The organism is Paenibacillus sp. HWE-109, from assembly GCF_022163125.1.
GTDB lineage: Bacteria > Bacillota > Bacilli > Paenibacillales > NBRC-103111 > Paenibacillus_E.
This window is the reverse complement of sequence record NZ_CP091881.1, coordinates 4,026,712-4,047,743: the sequence shown is the minus strand read 5'-3', so window position 1 is coordinate 4,047,743 and position 21,032 is coordinate 4,026,712. Positions and strand designations below refer to the sequence as shown.

23 protein-coding genes are annotated in these 21,032 nt (G+C 45.9%); all 23 read left to right on the top strand.

Annotated features, from left to right (window positions below; translation table 11 throughout):
• Positions 1 to 95 precede the first annotated feature (95 nt).
• The 23 genes from LOZ80_RS17290 (at position 96) to qcrB (ending at position 21,019) form a co-directional block, all read left to right on the top strand.
• The gene (locus tag LOZ80_RS17290; protein ID WP_238172522.1) at positions 96 to 878 is read left to right on the top strand and encodes a CheR family methyltransferase; all 783 of its coding nucleotides are present in this window, start codon (positions 96 to 98) and stop codon (positions 876 to 878) included.
• Between the two features lie 128 nt (positions 879 to 1,006).
• Positions 1,007 to 1,171, top strand: coding sequence for a hypothetical protein (locus LOZ80_RS17285; RefSeq protein ID WP_189014291.1), 165 nt, complete (start codon positions 1,007 to 1,009; stop codon positions 1,169 to 1,171).
• 170 nt (positions 1,172 to 1,341) lie between these two features.
• A complete protein-coding gene (gene aroC / locus LOZ80_RS17280; RefSeq protein WP_238172521.1) occupies positions 1,342 to 2,505 on the top strand; it encodes a chorismate synthase in 1,164 nt (387 codons plus the stop codon).
• Between the two features lies 1 nt (position 2,506).
• Positions 2,507 to 3,601 (top strand): 3-dehydroquinate synthase, encoded by a 1,095-nt coding sequence (gene aroB / locus LOZ80_RS17275; protein WP_238172520.1) that lies wholly within the window; start codon positions 2,507 to 2,509, stop codon positions 3,599 to 3,601.
• Between the two features lie 3 nt (positions 3,602 to 3,604).
• Positions 3,605 to 3,991, top strand: coding sequence for a chorismate mutase (gene aroH, locus LOZ80_RS17270; RefSeq protein WP_189014297.1), 387 nt, complete (start codon positions 3,605 to 3,607; stop codon positions 3,989 to 3,991).
• Between the two features lie 287 nt (positions 3,992 to 4,278).
• Entirely contained in the window at positions 4,279 to 5,826 is a 1,548-nt protein-coding gene (gene trpE / locus LOZ80_RS17265) for an anthranilate synthase component I (protein ID WP_238172519.1), read from the top strand.
• Between the two features lie 29 nt (positions 5,827 to 5,855).
• A complete protein-coding gene (gene trpD / locus LOZ80_RS17260) occupies positions 5,856 to 6,896 on the top strand; it encodes an anthranilate phosphoribosyltransferase (protein ID WP_238172518.1) in 1,041 nt (346 codons plus the stop codon).
• Positions 6,886 to 7,683 (top strand): indole-3-glycerol phosphate synthase TrpC, encoded by a 798-nt coding sequence (trpC, locus tag LOZ80_RS17255; protein ID WP_238172517.1) that lies wholly within the window; start codon positions 6,886 to 6,888, stop codon positions 7,681 to 7,683. Before trpD ends, trpC begins: the two co-directional genes overlap by 11 nt.
• Positions 7,684 to 7,707: 24 nt before the next feature.
• The gene (locus LOZ80_RS17250) at positions 7,708 to 8,406 is read left to right on the top strand and encodes a phosphoribosylanthranilate isomerase (RefSeq protein ID WP_238172516.1); all 699 of its coding nucleotides are present in this window, start codon (positions 7,708 to 7,710) and stop codon (positions 8,404 to 8,406) included.
• On the top strand, positions 8,403 to 9,599 hold the full coding sequence (gene trpB, locus LOZ80_RS17245; RefSeq protein ID WP_189014307.1) for a tryptophan synthase subunit beta: 1,197 nt from the start codon (positions 8,403 to 8,405) through the stop codon (positions 9,597 to 9,599). The genes LOZ80_RS17250 and trpB overlap by 4 nt, the downstream gene beginning before the upstream one ends.
• Before the next feature lie 3 nt (positions 9,600 to 9,602).
• Positions 9,603 to 10,418, top strand: a complete 816-nt coding sequence (gene trpA / locus LOZ80_RS17240; protein WP_238172515.1) for a tryptophan synthase subunit alpha — start codon at positions 9,603 to 9,605, stop codon at positions 10,416 to 10,418.
• An 18-nt stretch (positions 10,419 to 10,436) separates the two neighbouring features.
• Positions 10,437 to 11,537 (top strand): histidinol-phosphate transaminase, encoded by a 1,101-nt coding sequence (gene hisC / locus LOZ80_RS17235; RefSeq protein ID WP_238172514.1) that lies wholly within the window; start codon positions 10,437 to 10,439, stop codon positions 11,535 to 11,537.
• A 23-nt stretch (positions 11,538 to 11,560) separates the two neighbouring features.
• Positions 11,561 to 12,649 carry a prephenate dehydrogenase gene (locus LOZ80_RS17230; RefSeq protein ID WP_238172513.1) on the top strand — a complete coding sequence of 363 codons (1,089 nt, stop codon included), beginning with the start codon at positions 11,561 to 11,563 and terminating at the stop codon, positions 12,647 to 12,649.
• Between the two features lie 150 nt (positions 12,650 to 12,799).
• Positions 12,800 to 13,672 carry a polysaccharide deacetylase family protein gene (locus tag LOZ80_RS17225; RefSeq protein ID WP_238172512.1) on the top strand — a complete coding sequence of 291 codons (873 nt, stop codon included), beginning with the start codon at positions 12,800 to 12,802 and terminating at the stop codon, positions 13,670 to 13,672.
• 414 nt (positions 13,673 to 14,086) lie between these two features.
• Positions 14,087 to 14,668 (top strand): RNA polymerase sigma factor, encoded by a 582-nt coding sequence (locus LOZ80_RS17220; RefSeq protein WP_189014316.1) that lies wholly within the window; start codon positions 14,087 to 14,089, stop codon positions 14,666 to 14,668.
• A 7-nt stretch (positions 14,669 to 14,675) separates the two neighbouring features.
• Complete coding sequence (locus tag LOZ80_RS17215) at positions 14,676 to 15,305, top strand: anti-sigma factor family protein (RefSeq protein WP_238172511.1); 630 nt, start codon at positions 14,676 to 14,678, stop codon at positions 15,303 to 15,305.
• Between the two features lie 50 nt (positions 15,306 to 15,355).
• Positions 15,356 to 15,937: a histidine phosphatase family protein gene (locus tag LOZ80_RS17210; protein WP_238172510.1), complete on the top strand. Its 582-nt coding sequence runs from the start codon at positions 15,356 to 15,358 to the stop codon at positions 15,935 to 15,937.
• A 138-nt stretch (positions 15,938 to 16,075) separates the two neighbouring features.
• On the top strand, positions 16,076 to 17,191 hold the full coding sequence (locus LOZ80_RS17205; RefSeq protein ID WP_238173012.1) for a hypothetical protein: 1,116 nt from the start codon (positions 16,076 to 16,078) through the stop codon (positions 17,189 to 17,191).
• A 218-nt stretch (positions 17,192 to 17,409) separates the two neighbouring features.
• Entirely contained in the window at positions 17,410 to 17,598 is a 189-nt protein-coding gene (locus LOZ80_RS17200) for an IDEAL domain-containing protein (RefSeq protein WP_189014322.1), read from the top strand.
• 376 nt (positions 17,599 to 17,974) lie between these two features.
• A complete protein-coding gene (locus LOZ80_RS17195; protein WP_238172509.1) occupies positions 17,975 to 19,000 on the top strand; it encodes an LCP family protein in 1,026 nt (341 codons plus the stop codon).
• A 70-nt stretch (positions 19,001 to 19,070) separates the two neighbouring features.
• Positions 19,071 to 19,502 carry a DUF2487 family protein gene (locus LOZ80_RS17190; RefSeq protein ID WP_189014326.1) on the top strand — a complete coding sequence of 144 codons (432 nt, stop codon included), beginning with the start codon at positions 19,071 to 19,073 and terminating at the stop codon, positions 19,500 to 19,502.
• A 282-nt stretch (positions 19,503 to 19,784) separates the two neighbouring features.
• The gene (locus LOZ80_RS17185; protein WP_189014328.1) at positions 19,785 to 20,330 is read left to right on the top strand and encodes a QcrA and Rieske domain-containing protein; all 546 of its coding nucleotides are present in this window, start codon (positions 19,785 to 19,787) and stop codon (positions 20,328 to 20,330) included.
• 17 nt (positions 20,331 to 20,347) lie between these two features.
• Complete coding sequence (gene qcrB / locus LOZ80_RS17180; RefSeq protein WP_028554311.1) at positions 20,348 to 21,019, top strand: menaquinol-cytochrome c reductase cytochrome b subunit; 672 nt, start codon at positions 20,348 to 20,350, stop codon at positions 21,017 to 21,019.
• Positions 21,020 to 21,032 lie beyond the last annotated feature (13 nt).

Sequence of the window (21,032 nt, the reverse complement as noted above, 5' to 3'; positions counted from 1 at the left end):
GGATGCAGGTTCTTTTTTTTGTCGTTTCGTGAAGGATTCTAGGAGTCGCCTACAGAATGTTAGGGAAGAGAATATGACCGAGGTGGGTGGACAACATGGAAGATCAAGATTTTTTGTTGTTTATAAAAAAAGTAAAAGAACATACGTCCATTGATCTAGCCCTATACAAGGAAGCGCAGATGAAAAGACGATTGACCACATTGCGGATGAAACGCGGATACGATACCTTCGTCAGCTTCTTCGATGCGATGATGAAAAATAAAGAGTTGTTTTATGAATTCCTGGATCGCATGACCATCAATGTCTCGGAGTTCTGGCGCAATCCGAATCGTTGGGAATTGGTTGAACAGAAATTTGTTCCGGATATGTTGAAGAAGAACCGTCGGCTGAAAGTATGGAGCGCCGCTTGTTCAACAGGGGAAGAACCTTATACGCTGGCTATGATCATGGCGGAGCAAGGGGCACTGAATGAAGTTCAATTGCTTGCCACAGATATTGATGACGGGGCACTGGAGAAAGCACGCAAAGGGATATACCTGGATCGTTCTTTAAGAGATGTGCCGGATAAATATGTGAAGAAATATTTCCGTCAAGATCAGCTGATGTACCATATTACAGATGATTTGAAGAAATCGGTTAAATTTCAGAAGCAGAATTTGCTCGTCGATACCTTTGATGCTGGGTTCGACCTCATCGTTTGCCGGAATGTAATTATTTATTTCACAGAAGAAGCCAAGCATGTCTTGTATCAAAAGTTTTCCAAAGCACTTAAACCAGGCGGGTTATTGTTCGTGGGTTCAACAGAGCAAATTTTTTCACCTGCGCAATATGACCTGGAACCAGCAGATACTTTCTTTTATCGCAAGAAGGGTGTATAAGTTCTTCCATATCTTCCAATACTAAGAGTAACAAAGTCTAAGCTTATGCTGATGTAACAATCTAGAAGAACGTCAGCTAAGTTTACGGTATCGTTATTTGCTGAAGCAGAAACTCTTAGGGGGCTCATATGGACAAACGCAAGGTGATCACCGCTTATCGCAGGGGAATGATTTCTATTCAGGAGTGTGCGCAAATTTTGGGCGTGGATTCGTCTCAGATTACGGGATTGATGAATGATCCCCAGATGGCAGAACTTCCAAGAGTTGTCCAAAAGCAGCCGATGCTCGGATAATAGAGCTCCTGATCAGATGTTGACACGCTTACGCTAAAGGGATTTTACCTTAGATGCGAGGCGTGTTTTTTGCGTTTGTGCTGTTGCCAAACCTCAGTAGCTATACTATAATGACAAAAGGTAATCGCGCGTCAAAGCGCTAAAGTGTTGGATACGGGGGGTAACGGATAGTGAGATATTTAACAGCAGGTGAAACGCATGGACCGCAGCTTACTGCGATTATTGAAGGGTTTCCGAGCAATGTAACTCTTAATTTTGAAGAACTTAATTTTCAACTACATAGACGTCAAAAGGGGTATGGTCGCGGCCGTCGGATGCAGATTGAAAAAGATACAGCGACGATTGCTGGCGGTGTGCGCCATGGCAAAACAACAGGTGCGCCAATTGCCCTTGTTGTTGTTAATAACGATTGGAAACATTGGACAACCGTTATGGGCATTGAGCCTGTAGAAGAGGATAACGAAGGCAAACGTCGTGTTAATCGTCCTCGTCCTGGCCATGCCGATTTGAACGGCGGTCTTAAATATAATCAAAAGGATCTACGCAACATTCTGGAGCGCTCAAGCGCACGGGAAACGACAATGCGTGTAGCAACGGGAGCGGTTGCACGTCAATTGCTTGCTGAGTTCGGGATTAAAGTCGCAGGACAAGTGATTCGGATTGGCGATGTTGAAGTTAAGCGTCAAGAGCTTCCTGTTGATGAGCTTATTCGCCTTACAGAAGAATCGCCAGTACGTGTTGTGGATAAAGAAGCAGAAGCTCAAATGATCGCGGCTATTGACGCAGCCAAAGAAGATGGCGATACACTTGGCGGAATTGTTGAAGTTATCATTGAAGGCGTACCTGTTGGTCTCGGCAGCCATGTGCAATGGGATCGCAAATTGGACGGTAAAATCGCACAAGCCGTGCTTTCGATCCAAGCTTTCAAAGGTGTTGAATTTGGAATTGGCTTCGAAGCGGCGGAACGCAGAGGCTCCAATGTGCATGATGAAATTTTGTACACGCAGGAAGAGGGCTTTAGACGTAGAACGAACCGCGCAGGTGGTTTCGAAGGTGGGATGACGACTGGCGAGCAAATTATCGTTCGCGGCGTTATGAAACCTATCTCAACGCTATACAAACCGCTGCAAAGCGTAGACATCGATACGAAGGAAGTCTTCACTGCTCAAGTGGAACGTTCCGATACCTGTGCGGTGCCGGCTGCTGGTGTCATTATGGAAAATGTTATCGCATGGGAAGTTGCGAATGCGTTCTTGGACAAATTCGGCGGCGACTCCATCGAGGAAATTCGTGCGAACTTAACGAACTTCCTAGCTCAAGTGGAGAGTTATTAATATGAGAGAACTCACGGTAGAACTTGGCGAAAGGTCTTATCCGATTTATATTGGTCAAGGGATTATTAACCAAATCGTTGCATACTTCGACCGTGCGGAGCTTAGCCGCAAGTCGCCACTGCTCATCGTGACCGATGAGACTGTGGCTCCTCTGCATCTGGAGCGCGTCTCGACGCTGCTTCGCGAAGGCGGCTTTGCGGTTACAACCTGCGTCGTCCCGGCAGGCGAAACATCCAAGTCCCTCGCGCAGCTCGAGGGAATCATCACAGCCGCCCTCCAGGCGGGCCTTGATCGCAGTTCGTCGATCGTGGCCCTGGGTGGAGGCGTGGTCGGCGATCTCGCCGGCTTCGCCGCGGCGAGCTTCATGCGCGGGGTCCGCTTCGTGCAGATCCCGACGACGATTCTTGCCCACGACAGCTCTGTCGGAGGCAAGGTGGCAGTGAACCATCCGATGGCGAAGAACATCATCGGGGCGTTTCACCAGCCCGAACTCGTTCTGTTCGACATCGAATTGTTGTTAACCCTGCCGCCTCGCGAAGTAAAAGCGGGACTATCGGAAGTGATCAAGCATGGTTTGATTTGGGATGCGGAATTCACGCAGTGGTGCGATGATCATGCAGATAAGCTGCTTGACCTTGATCCGGATGCGCTGAGTTATGCGTTGTACATAGGTTGTAAAGTGAAATCGATCGTGGTGTCTCAAGATGAGCGAGAAAACGATCTGCGCGCGATCCTCAATCTAGGACATACGATTGGGCATGCGCTGGAAGCTGTTGCTGGCTATGGGGAATTACTGCATGGCGAGGCCATCGCGATTGGGATGGTTGGCGCAGCCAAGCTCGCTCAGCAGTTCGGATATGGGGAAGAAATCCACAAAGTAACCAAAGATTTGTTCGAAAAGTATGGTTTGCCAGTTCGCATACCTGCTCATTTGGACACAGACAGCATAATGAGCGCTATGACGCATGATAAGAAATTCAAAGAAGGCACGATGGTTTATATTATTCCGACGGAGATCGGTAAAGTGGAAATCCGCAAGGATGTTACCGTTCATCAAGTCAGAGAAATTGTCGAGCTTCTAAAAGAGGAGAGTTAGTTCATGTTCTTGAGGGGAATTCGTGGTGCGACGACGGTTGAACATAATGAAGCAGAAGAAATTTTAACGGCTACCGGGGAATTGCTGCGTGCTATTGTAGAAGCCAATGATTTTCATCCGGAAGATATTTGTTCCGTATTCATTACGGTGACTCAGGATATTACAGCAACGTTCCCGGCGCGTGCGATTCGTACGTTGGATGGTTGGGAGTTAGTTCCACTCATGTGTTCGCTTGAGGTACCGGTTGAGAATTCATTGCCCAAATGCATTCGTTTAATGGTGCAGGTCAACACAACGAAAAGCCAAGCCGAAATCAACCATGTTTATTTGAAAGAAGCTAAGGCATTAAGACCTGATATTGTTAAATTGACAAATGAAGCAACACGGTAGTATAGTGGAATTAGTTGAGTTGAGGCAAGTAGAGCAGAGTTTAGTCGAGTAGAGCTGAGCCCAGATGAGCTGAGAAAAGGTAACAGAGGTATGTGTAGGTGGATTGCGTCTCCCAGGGAGCCGTCTATTTCTTCATACATTGCCATGTCTTCTTTTTTCATATTCTTCTTGATCTTCTACTGTAACTAAAGTCAACCTCTACTCCGGTAGAGGTTTTTTTGATTAACCAAATAGAGGGATGAGCACCGCAAAGACGAGCTGCTCGTAAGCTGAGAGGGGATGTTTCCATGTATACACCTGAAATTCAAGAAGTGATTCGTTTAGCCAAAAATTATAATCTCATTCCGGTTGTTCGCCATTTATTAGCGGATACCGAAACGCCGATACGTGTTTTTCAACATCTGTATCAAGAAAAGCGAGCATTTCTGTTGGAAAGTGTAGAGGGCGGAGTCAAATGGGCTCGTTATTCCTTCATCGGCAGCGATCCCTTCTTAATGATTAAGGCGAAGCATGGAAAAACGATGATTGAAACTCAAACGGAGAATAAGATTACCGATGAGAAGCCTATCGACGTGTTGAAAGCTTACTTGCGTTCGTACTCCAGCCCGCAGCTTGCGGATTTGCCTAGGTTTACGGGCGGGGCTGTCGGCTTTTTCGGATACGATTTACTGCAATATTATGAGAAACTGCCCGCTCATCAGATTGATGATTTGCAGATGAACGATATCCAATTCATGTTCTGTGATCAAGTTGTTGTATTCGATCATTTCAAGCAGCAAATTAAGGTTATCTCCAACGTACATGTGCCGCAGTTTGCTACGGATGCTGACATCGTCAACGCCTACCAAGCGACTTGCGCCAAAATTGATGCTACGATTGAGAAAATTAAGCGCCCGCTGAGCTACGACACGATGACTCATAATCCGATCGTCAGCGAACCGGATCTCGGCGAAATTCGTTCTAATATTACCAAAGAGAAATACATCGCAAATGTAAACAAAGCTAAGGAATACATTCGTGCAGGCGATATTTTTCAAGTGGTGCTATCGCAGCGTTTTGAGATTGAAACGAGTGTTTCACCGCTGCAAGTGTATCGTGTGCTGCGCACTATGAATCCTTCACCTTACATGTATGTGCTCAAAATGGATGACGAAGTCATCGTAGGCACATCGCCAGAGCTGCTGGTGCGAGTCGAAGAGGATAAGGTTGAAACCAGGCCGATTGCCGGCACCCGGCCGAGAGGCAAGACGCCTGCTGAGGATTTAGCTCTGGAACAAGAGCTGCTTGCCGATGAGAAAGAGCGTGCAGAGCATTTGATGCTGGTTGACTTGGGACGGAATGATATCGGTCGTGTTTCCGAATTCGGGACAGTGAAATGCGATACTTTTATGGATATTGAACGCTACTCCCACGTCATGCACATCGTTTCCAATGTAACGGGTAAAATTGCCAAAGATAAAGATTTCTTCGATGCTTTTCTATCCTGCATGCCTGCGGGTACTGTCTCTGGGGCTCCCAAGCTGCGAGCTATGGAGATTATAGCTGAATTGGAGCCAGAGTCCCGCGGTTCATACGCCGGAGCGATCGGCTATCTAGGGTTTTCAGGGAATATGGACACCTGCATCACGATTCGTACGATTATTTTCAAGAATGGCAAAGCTTACGTTCAAGCTGGGGCTGGTATTGTATGGGATTCCGTTCCTGAAAGCGAGTACCAAGAAACAGTGAATAAAGCGACTGCATTGCTCAAATCAATTCGGATGGCTGAGGCCATGTTCAGCCCTGAACCAAAGCCGGTTAGTGATATTAACAAGGATTACTTTGTTAACTCTTAAGGGAGTAGAAACATAGGAGGAATAGAGTCATGAGTGGACTTATTCATATACAGCAAGCGATCGGGAAAGTGATCGGCGGCAGCCATCTCTCCCGTGAAGAGGCGCGCAGCGTCATGTCCGAGATTATGGACGGCGCAGCTTCGCCAGCGCAAATCGGCAGTTTGTTGACTGCGCTGCGCATGAAAGGCGAAACACTGGAAGAGATCACTGGATTTGCAGAAACGATGCGCAGCAAAGCGATGCAAGTCAACGTGCTGCAAAGCGATCTGCTCGACACATGCGGGACAGGCGGAGATGGGGCAGAAACGTTTAATATTTCAACGACAGCAGCGATTGTAGCTTCAGCAGGCGGCATACGTGTAGCAAAGCATGGCAACCGCGCCATGTCGAGCAAAAGCGGCAGTGCGGACGTTCTGGAAGCGCTGGGCGTGAAGATCACATTAAGCGGTGAGCAGGCAGCCAAATGCTTGGACAGAACCGGCATCTGCTTCATGTTCGCTCAAGCTTATCATCAATCCATGAAGCATGTGGCTGCGCCGCGCCGCGAACTGGGATTCCGGACTGTATTCAATTTACTGGGGCCTTTGACGAACCCGGCAGGCGCGGACCGTCAGGTTCTAGGCGTGTTTGACAGCACGAAAACCGAATTGATCGCGCAGGCACTGCAAGCCTTAGGCTTAAAACGTGCGCTGGTTGTTGCCAGTGAAGATGGTTTGGATGAATTCAGCATTTCGGCACCTACCAAAGTGACGGAACTGAAGGCGGATGTGATCACGACATACCAAATTACGCCGGATGATCTTGGCTTGCGCGCGCACAGCATCAAAGATGTGATGGGTGGAGATGCTCTGTTGAATGCTGAAATCATTCGTCATATTTTCGCTGGTGAAAAAGGGCCTCACCGCGATATCGTACTTGCGAATGCTGCCGCATGCTTCTACGTAACCGGTCATGTAGGAACACTGCAGCAAGGTGTGAAGTTGGCCGCGAATGTGATTGACTCCGGAAGCGCTGAACAGAAACTGAATGACTTAATCCAATATACAGGAGAACTATGCCATGTTTCTTGATAAAATTGTTGCGACGAAATTAGCCGAGGTTGAAGCGATGAGCAGTTTTTCCATCAAGGAGGCGGAGAGGCTGATTGCCGAGCTTCCACCATGCTTGGGTTTTGAGCGAGCTTTGACTACACGCAAAAACCGCGCTATGGGTCTTATTGCAGAAGTGAAAAAGGCTTCACCGTCCAAAGGATTGATTCGTGAAGACTTCGATCCCGTAGGATTGGCTAAGTCTTATGAAATCGCAGGAGCGGATTGCATTTCTGTGCTGACGGATGTGTCCTATTTTCAAGGCAGCAACGCGTACTTGCAGGCCGTTCGGCAAGCTGTGAATGTGCCGCTGCTGCGTAAGGATTTCACGATTGATCCCAAGCAAATTTATGAAGCTCGTTTGATCGGAGCGGATGCCATTCTGCTCATTGCGGCTATCCTGTCGACAGATCAAATGAAGCAGTACTTGCAATTGGCCAGCGATCTAGGCCTCGATGCGCTTGTTGAAGTTCATGATCGAGAAGAATTGGAACGTGCGCTTGAACTGGATACGCAGCTGATAGGTGTGAACAACCGGAATCTCAAAACATTTGTGACGGATCTGCATACAACGGAAGAACTGATACAGTTTGTTCCTCCTGGCAAGACAGTCGTTAGTGAAAGTGGTATTTCAACTGTGCAGGATATGGCTTATTTGCAGCAGATTGGCTCTAAAGCCGTGTTGATCGGAGAGCACTTTATGCGTCAGCCGAGCGTAGAACAGGCTGTGAACGATTTGATGGGTGAGCGCGCTCAGCAAACGAACTAGATCGATTAGAAAGAGGCGAATCGTATGGCCGTGAAGACGGTTCCGAGCGTAAAAATTTGTGGACTTCAAAGCGTTGAAGTGTTAAAATCAATCGTGCATTTGCCGATAGCTCATATCGGTTTTGTTTTTGCACCAAGCAAGCGGCAAGTAACCGCTGAGAAGGCGCAAGAATTGATTTCTTACTTGAAATCAGAAGCAATGAAGGGTGTGCCGATTCCGCTAACGGTAGGCGTTTTCGTGAATCCGAGCGAAGAGCAGCTAACACAAATTTTAGCTGTAGCCCCTCTGGATGTCGTTCAGCTGCACAGCAAGGAAACGCCGGCATTTTGCCGCTGGGTGCGTGAACAATTTCATGTGAAAGTGTTCAAATCCGTTTCGATATCGAAGTCGGACAATCAAATCCCGCTGCTGGCTGACGTGTCTGCTCAGCTTGATCCCTATATCGGGACCATTGATGCTGTTTTGCTGGATACTTTTGATCCCATTTATGGTGGAGGCTCCGGCACTTCGTTTGCTTGGGACTGTATTCCTGTGTATCAGGAATGGGCTCGAAAGGCGCAAGTACAACTGCTTGTTGCAGGCGGTTTGCAGCCTGATAATGTGAATGAACTAGTGTCGGCCTATCAGCCCGACGGCGTGGATGTATCGAGCGGCGTTGAGACGGATGGTGTGAAAGATATTGCGAAAATTACCGCATTTGTGGAAAGGGTGAACCGAAAGTGACGCAAGTACCTGACCAGCATGGCAGATTCGGCAAGTTCGGCGGCCGTTATGTACCGGAAACATTGATGAATGCATTGACCGAGCTTGAAGAAGCTTATAACCAATATAAAGATGATCCTGAATTCGTGGCAGAGGTCCGTTATTTGCAAAAGCAATATTCAGGTCGTCCCACACCGCTTTACTATGCGGAGCGACTTACTGAGCTTTTGGGCGGCGCCAAAATTTATTTGAAGCGCGAAGACTTGAATCATACGGGTGCCCACAAAATCAACAATACCATCGGACAAGCGGTTCTCGCTAAGCGGATGGGGAAGAAAAAAATCATTGCCGAAACAGGAGCAGGCCAGCATGGCGTTGCTTCAGCTACGGTGGCTGCATTAATGGGCTTTGAATGCAAGGTTTTCATGGGCGAAGAGGATACCAAACGTCAACAGTTGAATGTTTTCCGCATGAAGCTGCTAGGTTCTGAGGTTATTCCAGTTACTTCTGGAACTCGTACCTTGAAAGATGCTTGCAACGAAACGCTGCGTTATTGGGTCAGCAATGTACAAGATACCTACTATATCCTTGGTTCGGTTACAGGACCTCATCCATATCCGATGATGGTGCGTGATTTTCAACGTGTTATTGGTGATGAATCTCGTGAACAAATTCTTGAAATTGAAGGCAGACTGCCTGATGCGGTTATCGCTTGTGTAGGCGGAGGCAGCAATGCGATGGGGATTTTCTATCCATTCGTTCAGGATGAATCGGTCCAATTAATCGGCGTTGAAGCAGCAGGCCTCGGCGTGGATACGGAAGAGCATGCGGCAACGATGACGAAGGGAACACCAGGTGTGTTCCAAGGTTCCTTGAGTTATTTACTCCAAGATGAATATGGGCAAGTACTGCCTGCGCATTCGATCTCGGCTGGATTGGATTATCCAGGTATCGGACCCGAGCACTCCTATCTGAAGGATATTGAGCGTGCGACATATTATCCGATTACGGACCAGGAAGCGCTGGATGCCCTGCAATTGCTAAGCCGTACCGAAGGGATTATTCCTGCCCTGGAAAGTGCTCACGCCATTGCCCAAACGGTCAAACTGGCTCCTACGATGTCCAAGGATGAAATTATTGTCGTCAGTCTGTCTGGACGCGGCGATAAAGACGTTGAATCCATTATGAGTTACCTTGACAAGGGGAGGAGCTAGAAGATGAACCGTATTGATCAACGCTTTGCCGAACTGAAAGAGCGCGGAGAGACGGCTTTGATTCCTTTCCTGACGATAGGAGATCCTTCCGTAGAAGCTTCTCTAGAGCTAATTCTAGAGATGGAGCGCGCTGGCGCAGACTTAATCGAGCTAGGAGTTCCTTATTCGGATCCTTTGGCAGACGGTCCTGTCATTCAACGTTCTTCCGAACGTGCGCTGAAGCGCAAAATCTCTATCTTTGACGTGATTGATGTAGCTCGTAAAGCCAGAAGCAGAGGTTCGAAGCTGCCTTTTATCTTATTTACTTATTACAATCCGGTTCTGCAACTTGGGCTTGAACGAATGTTCAAAACGATGCAAGAAAATGAAATCAGCGGTATTATTATTCCAGATCTTCCGTTAGAGGAAGATAGTGAGACCAGAGCTATCGCTGAAACCTATAATGTTCATTTGATTCCGCTAGTTGCCCCTACTTCGAATGAGCGTGTCAAACGAATCGCGGCAGAAGCACGAGGATTCGTTTACTGTGTGTCATCGTTGGGTGTGACGGGTGAACGCGCAGAATTTTTTGGTGGCATCGAGGAATTCCTATCAACGGTGAGGGAAGCAGCGAGCGTGCCGATTGTCGTCGGCTTCGGGATTTCGAATCGAGAGCAGGTAGAGCGTTTTGAGAAACTGTGTGACGGCGTTGTCGTGGGAAGTGCGATTGTGCGAACCATTGAGGGATCATTGTCTCATTTGGAAAGCGATGCTGCGCACCCGGAAGGCCTCTTGCAAATTCGCAACTTTGTGGGAAAATTAAAGGGTTCGGACAACTAATTGACGAGGTGACAAGCTATGAAACCGAAACAAACGATTGTACATTTACCGGTTTACCAGCCAGGTAAGCCAATTGAAGAAGTGAAACGAGAGTTAGGGCTGACTGAAGTCGTTAAATTGGCATCCAACGAGAATCCTTTCGGTTCTTCGCCCAAAGTGAAAGCAGCCTTGGAAGCGGAAATCGCTAATATCAGTCTTTATCCTGACGGTGGCGCTGTTCAGTTAACGGAGGCGGTTGCGAAGTCACTCGGCGTGGAAACCAATCAAGTGATTTTTGGCGCAGGATCTGATGAAGTTATTCTGATGTTGGCTCGCGCGTTCCTTGTGCAAGGTGACGAGACCGTTATGGCATCACATACATTTCCACAATATAAGCACAACTGTGAGATTGAGGGAGCTGTGTCGATCGAAGTTCCTTTGATCGATGGCACTCATGATCTTGATGGCATGTTGGCGGCTATAACGGAGAAAACCAAAATCGTGTGGATTTGCAATCCCAACAATCCGACAGGAACGATGAATACAGATGCTGAGATCGAAGCGTTTTTAGCCAAAGTTCCTGCCCATGTTTTGGTTGTTTTGGATGAGGCATATTGTGAGTACAACACAACGGGCGAATTCCCGGATAGCATTAAGCTTATCGCTCAGTACCGCAACGTTATTGCGCTGCGTACTTTTTCCAAAATCTATGGATTGGCTTCACTGCGTGTCGGCTATGGGATCGGTCACCCGGATGTTATCCGGTCGATTAATCAAGTTCGCGAACCGTTTAATACATCGCGCTTTGCCCAAGCAGCAGCATTGGCAGCTATTCAAGATCAAGATTTCATTGCCAGTTGCCGGGAAGCCAATACGGCCGGATTGCAGTACTTGAATGAGCAATTTGCAGCATTGAAGTTACAGGCATTTCCAGCTCATGGCAACTTTATTATGGTGGATGTGGGTCGCCCTGCGGCAGAAGTTTTCAATGGTTTGCTGCGCCGAGGCATCATTATTCGCGGGGGGCATATGCTGGGGTTCCCAACTTCGATTCGAGTAACGATTGGTTCCCGCGAGCAAAATGAAAAGTTCATCACAGCGCTTAAGCAAGTACTTGCTGAGGTTGCTGTTCAAGCCTAATTCAAATCACAAAGGTTGATTTCATGACAAAAATTGCGATTTTCGGGGTCGGGCTCATCGGTGGCTCGCTTGCCCTCTGTTATAAAGGAAAGCCAGGCTTTACTGTCGTCGGTCATTCGCCCAATCCTAAGTCAGTTGAGAAGCTTCTCAAGAGGAATGTTGTCGATATCGCGACTACCAACATGGCTGAAGCAGTAGTAGACGCTGACTACATATTTCTATGCGTACCTGTCGGTATGCTGGAAGACTATGTCCGGCAGCTTGTTGAGCTGCCCCTCAAGTCAGGTTGTATCATTACGGATGTGGGGAGTACCAAAGCCTCAGTAACGGAAAGCTCTGCCAAGATTGTAAAGGAAAATATTTATTTTATTGGCGGACACCCAATGGCTGGTTCTGAACGCCATGGGGTAGAGGCGGCTTCCTCACATCTATTCGAGAATGCATTCTACGTATTGACACCGGCGGAGGGGACACCTGAAGTTGAGGTAGACCGTCTGACGGAGTTGTTAAGAATTACAAAGGCGCAGATCGTCCGTGTCGGCGCCAGGGAACATGATGATATTGTCGGCGCCATCAGTCATTTGCCGCATATAATCGCGGTCGCCCTGGTGAATCAGGTCAGAGGCTATAACGAAACGAATCCGCTTTATCAGAATTTGGCTGCCGGCGGATTTCGCGACATCACGCGTATTGCCTCCAGTGAGCCGATGATCTGGCGGGATATCCTGGTCAACAATCGGGAGGTCCTGTTGAGACTTCTGAAGGATTGGCATCTAGAAATCGCGCAATTTGTTCAGTTGCTTGAAGCTGGAGACGGTGATGGCATAGCTGAGCACTTCCGTTTAGCAGGTGAATTCAGAAGTCAATTGCCGGAACGAAGAAAAGGTATGATCACGTCCTTATTCGATATCTATGTCGATATTCCGGATCACCCTGGGATTATCGGCCAAATTACGACATTGCTTGGGAATGCTCGCATTAATTTGAGCAACATTCAGATTATTGAAAGCCGCGAAGATGTTCCTGGGGTTTTACGTCTTTCTTTTCGCAATCAAGAGGATGCGGATCGCGCTTCAGCGCTGCTTGGGCAGCAATATGCAGTACATGTGTAAGGCCAGAAAAAACTGAATTTCTCGTCCGATTGAGTTCTAAAGGAGGGGAAATCTCAGTTTTTTTTTATTTATATGAACTTGATTTTCAAAAAAATAGTCTCATGCTATAATGACATCTGTTGTTATATTTTATATGGTGGGGCGACGTCGATGAGAATCTGGATGATGTGGAAAAGTCTGTTTATTGCAATCCTGCTTTTTATTAATTTTTTTCCTTCTTTCGTAAGTGCTAATAAAGTGATGTTTACGAATGAAGTCGCTGTACTGGTGTACCACCACATCGATGACCAAGTTCAAGGCTCCGTAACTATTTCGACGAGGCTATTCGAGAAACAAATGGAGGCCATGCTTAGGCAGGGGTATCGCTTTATAACGATGGATCAGTTCAAGAAATTTATGTCGGAGAAAGCAGATGTCCCAGACAACGCTGTGCTGGTCACATTTGACGATGGTTACGAGAGTTTCTACACCAAGGCTTTTCCGATACTTAAGAAAATGCGAATACCGGCTGTGAATTTCGTTATTACGAGTGGGTTGGATGATCCGAAAGGAACATTGCTGGCTTCCTTATCCAGAGATGAGATTAAACAGATGAGAAAAGAGTTCGCAGGCGTTGATTTCCAACTTCACTCTGATCAGATGCATGCGATGAAAGATGGCAAACCCTTGTTGACGAATAAAATCACAACCAATGGTGTAACAGAAACGGATAATGACTTTAAACAAAGAGTTATCAACGATACAAGAAAATGCATGACGAAAATTAGAGATATTAACGGGGCGAAGTCGGTTGATTCTTACGCTTATCCTTTTGGGAGCTTTGATAACCAAACGATTTCATTTCTGAATGAGGCTGGCGTCAAATTCGCTTTCACGACGAAAGCTGGGATGACCAATGTAGAAACCGATCCCATGCAGGTTCCACGGATTAATGCAGGCAGTCCATATATTCGGCCGCACTCCATCAACAATTTGATTAAACAAGCTTTGAGGCATCAAATACCGGATCTTACTAAAAATTAAACACGTAGTAAACGTTTTCAAAAAAATGTTGACAAAATGAAACCGTATACATATAATAAAAGTACAGTATGGTTTCTCTCCACTCCTATCCGATAATGGCACCATAAGTGCAACCGCCAATTTGGCGGTTTTTTTTTGTTCACATATGCCATATTTTTGGGATTTTATTATATAATGGGAAAGACGTGTTGTTGTGTTTAGCTGACAAATGGACGAATATGGACTTTATCCAACAATTTGTCGAATGGAGCAGGAATTTAGGGTGTCCATCCCGAAGCATTTAAAGGGCAAATTGTATTCTTTTATTCGCACATAAAGTTTTTACAAATAACCGCAACTTTTCACTCCAACCTCAGTACAACATGTATGAGGATATGGAGTGGTACCTGGGTCCGCTAGGAGGGTCGCCACGTAATGACCGATTCCCAATTGATCAGAGAAATCAAGGATGGAAATGTTCAATTATATAATGAACTTATGCGTCGTTACGAGCGTAAAATCCTTGCATTTATCTTTCATATGCTCAAAAGCACACAGATGGAGGCGATTGCCGAAGATCTGTGTAATGAAACATTTTATAAAGCATATCGCAGTTTGCATTCCTTCCGAGAAATTGAAGCCTCGTTTTCAACTTGGCTGTATACGATTGCTCGAAATACGGTTTTGAGTGAGCTGCGCAAAAATAAAAGCGTTCAAGTTTCTTTGGAACAGAGTGGTCTGACGCCACACGCATCGTTCGATGCGATGCCTGAACAAGCTATGCTCCGCAATGAGAAAGTGTCCATGGTTCGCGATGCAATTAATAGTTTACCGGAGAAACAACGGTCAGCTCTAATTCTTAGAGAATACGATCAGATGGATTATCAAGAAATCGCCAATATACTAGGTCAAACTGTAAGCTCAGTGAAGTCTCTTCTTTTTCGGGCAAGAGCCTCCGTTAAATTACAGTTAGATCCCTATTTTAGTGAACCGATATTCGAAGAGTCGAAGGGATGAAAGTGCGATGAAGTGTAGTGAAATCCAGGAGTTGTTTGGAGTCTATTGGGATCTGCCGAATAATGACCTGAGAAGGGCCGCGGTAGATGCGCATATAGCGACCTGTACCGAATGTGCGGAAGAATTTCAAATATGGGAAGAAAGTACTATGCTCATACGCACAGCTACGATTGAAAGTGATTTGTCTGACTACGAACCGATGGTATCGAGTAAGGTAATGAGTCGCATATATGAAGATGAATCGTGGCGCATGCCGGTTTCAGAGCGTATCTATGCGATATCATATAAGCTGCGTAGAAATCTTACGGCAGTCATTGCCTTTTGCTTAGCTTTGTTTGTATTTAGCTTCCTGTTTGCTGTCGTGTATGATGGAACACCACAGTCTTCCATCGCTGCGGCAGATAATTCGCTATTTGATATGCAAGCGCCCCAAGCTTTGAAATCGACGACTACGGAATCGATGAATGGCCATAAGATGGGTGATGCCGTAGCAAGTCTGAATCCCAGCTTTATGGAGCCTTTGCGCTTTCATGTAGGTCCCATTCATTCCTACCCGCACTATTTGCTAGTAGTTTCGCTGTTAGGATTGATTGCGACCATTATTATTATGAATTGGTTGTCACGAACGAAAGCATAATGCTCCGAGAGGGGCATTTTTCATTTTAACTGGTGATGGAGGATCGATAGATGACAACGATTGGATTTATTCGGCATGGCAGTACAGAATGGAATCGTCTGGGCAAGCTGCAAGGACAGCTGGACACCGATTTAACCGATGAAGGGCAAGAACAAGCCAGGTTGTTAGGCGTACGTTTAGCGCAGGAAGCCTGGGACGGAATCATCAGCAGTGACTTGACACGGGCAAGAGAAACCGGCGAAATTGTCTCCAAGCTCTCGGGCATCCCATTCCTAAGGACGGATAAGCGTCTAAGAGAACGTAGATATGGCCAGGCTGAAGGAACTACTGTCGCAGAGCGAGAAGAGCGCTGGGGACCAGATTGGAAGCTTCAGGAACTAGGTCAAGAGTCCGATGATGATTTGTGGGCGAGATGGTCAGAACTAGAAGCAGAATTGCTGAAGGACTATCCGGATAAGAACATCTTGCTTATTTCACATGGCGGGTTTATCGTTCAGGTTCTGAGAGTATTACGAATGGATAGTGAGGATTATCTCCAGAATACATCGCTTACGATTCTCTTGAGACGGGAAACGGGCTGGGACTTACAGCTGTACAACTGTCTGAATCATCTGCAATCTGTTACGGAATAAGGTTGACTTACTAGCATGGCTCATCTTTTGAGTCATGTTTTTTTTATAGGCTTTGGAATATTTTCGGGAAAAAATCCCATAATGGTTACTAGAAACCACGGAGCTATAGGCTTCTTAATTGGGGGTTGTAGGATGAAAATGAACCTAGCGGATATGCTCAGCTACGCTGATATTCATGATTTAGGTCGAATTGCTCATACCTATGAATGCCAATGCAACGGCCATTCGAAGAATGAATTAATTCAATCGATTCTTAGTACAGCGCTGCGCAGAGAAGTTTTTGAGAAGCATATTCAAAGCCTGAACTTGGAAGATATTCGATTCTTGAATTCACTTCTGAGCGATCCACGCAATGCCTTCAGTATCGAAGAGCTGATTGCTAGAGTTCAACAATCGCGATTCCAGAAAGAAGAATTGGGTGATTGGAATCCGCGGGATATGGTTGTGAAATTCAAGAAGTTGGGATGGCTGTTCAATGGCTATTCCCAGCAAACGAAGTTTTTGTTCCACATGCCCGAAGACTTGAAGCGTAAATTTAGTGAAGCTTTGGCAAGGCAGTTCAAACAACGCTTGAAGAAAACTGCTGAGCCTGGTGTTTATCGGGATGAACAGCAGCTTGTCATCGATGATATCTATCACTTCTTGACGTATGTGGCGGGCCAACCAGAAATACCGCTGACCGCTGAAGGGGCTATGTACAAAAGGCAGCTGCAGCAACTATTGGACAGATTATCTGTACAGGAAGAGATGGTTTCCAAAGGGAGCTGGAGATTCGGCTACGGACGGTTGTTTAAGGAATATCCGAACCGATTTTCTTTCATCTATGATTATTGCTTTTACAGACAATTAATAACGGAGCATAACCACGTATTGCATCTAACTGATGAAGGGAAATCCCGGATCAGCGAGGGAAAGAAAGAAAATCTAGCAGATGTGTACAAGTTTTGGCTGCGACTCTACAAGAATCCGATACCTAATATTCAGAGTATGGCGGGATGGGTGGAACGTCTGGGCAGCGAGTGGGTTACCTTGCAGACCTTGGCTGATGTGCTCTGTCCATTGGTAAAACCATTCTACTATGATACCTCAGTCTCTATCTTGGAGCAGCGTATCCTGCAAATGATGATGCATTTGGGCTTGATTCGAATCGGAGAAGATCTGTCGGACGGCACCGTTATTCAGGTTACAAAACTTGGAAGCAAGGTGATTCAAGGGACATTGGTAGCTGAAGAGGACAAGGTTGCCCTTTTTTAGCGTGAACACGATGATGCAGCATCTCTATTTGATTCATTAGTGGGTAAAGGCACATTCCTCAGGAATCGGGCTATTGAAGGAAGCGTTGAAGATTTGATTGAATATGATGAAGTAGGAGCCTTACACAGGGGTTGCGATGCACCAAGGTGGAAATTCAACATGTTTTTGCGAAAGAGAAGCTCCTGACAAACCGCGGACAACATTTGGAGGTAGGTCTCATGGGAAAAATGAATGTATCTAACAACGCGCTGCTGGCACTTTTCGCGGAAATGGTTTGGGATAATGCCATTCGCAAATATAAAGAAGAAAATCTTTATAAAGAGATTGATCGCGCTTTGGCCAAAGGAGATCAAACGAAGTTTCTTGCACTTACATCAGAACTCAAAAGCTTACAATCATCCGGATAGCAGCAAATAGAGAAGACATGTGAGATTGATCACGTGTCTTTTTTTGATCCATAAGAATGATAGCGATCCAGAGGGAACTACAGTGCGCTATCATTCTGAAAACCCTCATATTCCACGCCAGAGGGAACTACGGTCCTCTATTGCACCATTTCCCGGTCAGAATCAGCAGGTTTCGCTTAAATAGCGGATCACAGTTCCCTTTCATGCAACGTTTACCCCAGTTCTCGCCATATAGAGGATCATAGTTCCTTTTCACACGACGCTCTCGGTAATAGCAAAGCCAATTTTCTTAATCTCATTCATTATAGAAAGAACTAAATTGGTTTCCCATGCGTCTTTTATATAAGCTTAATTTCTATACATAAGGAGATAACGGATGAAACTAACAAAGGGAAGTTCCAGAAAAAGAAAATGGATAACCGCTGGTGTAATTGCAAGCTTACTGGTTGCAGTTTCTTTAGCTGTGTATGCTGCATTTTTGACTAATAAAATCAATCAAACCCTTGATCATATCGCAGCGCCCGAAACATCAACTATACCTAGCTTCAATGTGAATGCCCAACCTCTGAGCAAGGAGATGGCTATGGTTCAAAAGCCGCTGACATTTCTGCTTACAGCAGTTGATGAACGTGAAGGAAGCGAAGGTTCGCTGAATACGGACGTGATGATGCTCGTTCGTGTCGATCCTCAGACTCATCAAGGAACCGTTGTCTCCATCCCGCGGGATTTGGAGATCGAAGCGCAAAAGTCGGGGCTTGACGATTCACACAAGGCGAACTATTTTTATGCTTATTATTACAATAAAGATAAGACGACAGCACTCAGAGAGACGAAACAATTATACAGCCGTGTTTATGATATTCCGATCGATTATATGGCAGTCATTAATTTCGATGGCTTTCGCAAACTGATTGATCAATTCGGCGGCATGAAGGTAAATGTGGATATGGATATGCGATACGAAGATGAGAGTGACGGTACGAATATACATTTGAACAAAGGTGAACAACTGCTGAATGGCAAACAAGTTCTGGATTTCATCCGGTATCGCAAATCGAATTTAGGGACTGCCGAGTCCTCGGACACCGTTAGAAATCAAAGAGAACAGTTCGTTCTTAATGGATTGCTTGATAAATTAACCTCATTGAACGGAATAACAGCTTGGGGCGGTGTTCTCGATATTGTTGGCAGCTCGATCAAAACGGATATTCCTGCTGACGAGCTGCGGACAATGACCAAATCGTACCGTGAGTTAAAGCCGGCAACGGTGCAATACATCCATCTCGAAGGCGAGTGGGAGAGTCCGTATTTGGTCGTGAAAGAGCAGGATTTGAACGAAGCGCTTAATGCTTTGCGCGGTCAAAGCGCTCTTTCAATTGACAGTCAGGTAAGGACGGATTAAAGTACAAGATGAGATTCAAGATATTACATAGCATGCCCCTTTTTGGCAAACGATAGGGAGGTAAGACGTTGTGAAGTTTGATGAAGTTCCCGCGAAAGACTGGATTGATTTGAAACCGTATTTAGATACTTGCTTGCTGCCTGTTTCAGGGTTGAGCGGATTTGAAGATCCCATGCAGGTAACCGAAAGATTGCAGCATTTGCGCGATGCGTTGGAAGCGATTGAGATTCCCTATAAAGGAAGAGTCGTGACCTATCCTGCGGTGCATTATGTAACGGGTGTCCAGATCAAAGATCAGTTGGATGCCGTCTCGCTGCATTTGAAAAGAATGGGTTTCCGTTATGTCATTGTTCTTACCGTACATAAAGAAGCGACGCAATGGAAAGCAGACGAAACAGATTTATTCATTGCGGTCGATATGGATCGCTGGGCAACGGAGTCCGAGCAGATTAAATCAAGTATTTCTAAGCAAGTTCAGCACTTGTGGCAGCGCAGTGATTAACTTTAACTGCTAAGCGTATTATTGGAAAAAAAATTGTGCAGGATAAGGGGAGCAGCGGTGTACAACCGCGGTCAAAAAGTTGTGACAATTTCGTTAAAATTTGTTCAAAGGCCAAGATTTCATTCGACTAAAAGGAGTTATGGATTCTTGACGACCTAGTAGTCCTAGGCTATTATTAGTAATGTCCTAGTTATGTAGTGTAATGTCGAACGACACGTGATAGAGGTAACTGATGTCCGGGAGGGTTCGGATATCGGCCAATGTAGGAGGGTAGACCTGAGAATGAGTGATCATAACAATCACAATGAAGAACAGCATGGGAAGAAGCCCGGGACCAAACGCGAAATGTCTCGTCGACAATTTCTTTCTTACACCCTTGGTGGCGCTGGAGGATTCATGGGAGCTGGTATCATTATACCGATGATACGGTTTGCTGTAGATCCTGTCCTTCAAAAGAAGAGTGCTTCAGACTGGGTTAAAGTTGTCGAAGAAAGTAAAATTACAAATGTTCCACAAGCGTTTACGTTCCAAGTCCATCAAGTTGATGGTTGGTACGAAAGCGATGCTGAACTGGTTGCATGGATCTCCAAAGACAGCGGCGGCAAGCTCTTTGCGTTGAATCCAACCTGTAAGCATCTTGGATGTACAGTCAACTGGAACGACAATCCTGCCTACAAAGATCAGTATTTCTGTCCTTGTCACGGTGCTCACTATACGCAAGATGGTAAAAACCTTGCAGTAGCGCCTAAACCATTGGATGAATATACGACCAAAGTAGAAAATGGTTTCGTTTATGTGGGACAACTACATGCTAACACAAGAGTATAAGGAGGCGTCAGCATCAGATGTTTAAAAACGTATACAACTGGATTGACGAACGTCTTGATATTACGCCAATGTGGAGGGATGTAGCAGACCACGAGGTTCCAGAGCACGTTAACCCTGCTCATCATTTTTCCGCTTTCGTATATTGTTTCGGCGGATTGACGTTTTTCATTACAGTCATTCAAATTTTGTCAGGTATGTTCTTAACGATGTATTACACACCTGATATTATCAACGCTTATGCCAGCGTTGACTACTTACAGCATAAAGTAGCTTTCGGTGTTATCGTCAGAGGTATGCACCACTGGGGAGCGAGCTTAGTAATCGTAATGATGTTCTTACATACCCTGCGCGTGTTCTTCACCGGTTCTTATAAAGCACCTCGTGAAATGAACTGGGTTGTAGGCATGTTGATTTTCTTCGTTATGTTAGGTCTTGGTTTTACCGGATACCTGCTTCCATGGGATAACAAAGCGTACTTCGCTACGCAAGTAGGTATGAAGATCGCAGCATCGGTACCGTTCGCGGGACCTTACATTGAAACATTGCTGCAAGGTGGAAGCATCGTTGGTGCGCAAACATTGACTCGTTTCTTCGCTATCCACGTATTCTTCCTACCAGGCGTTCTGCTAGCTTTGCTTGCTGGACATTTCTTCATGATTCGCAAACAAGGTATTTCCGGACCGCTATAATTGAAAGGAGGGT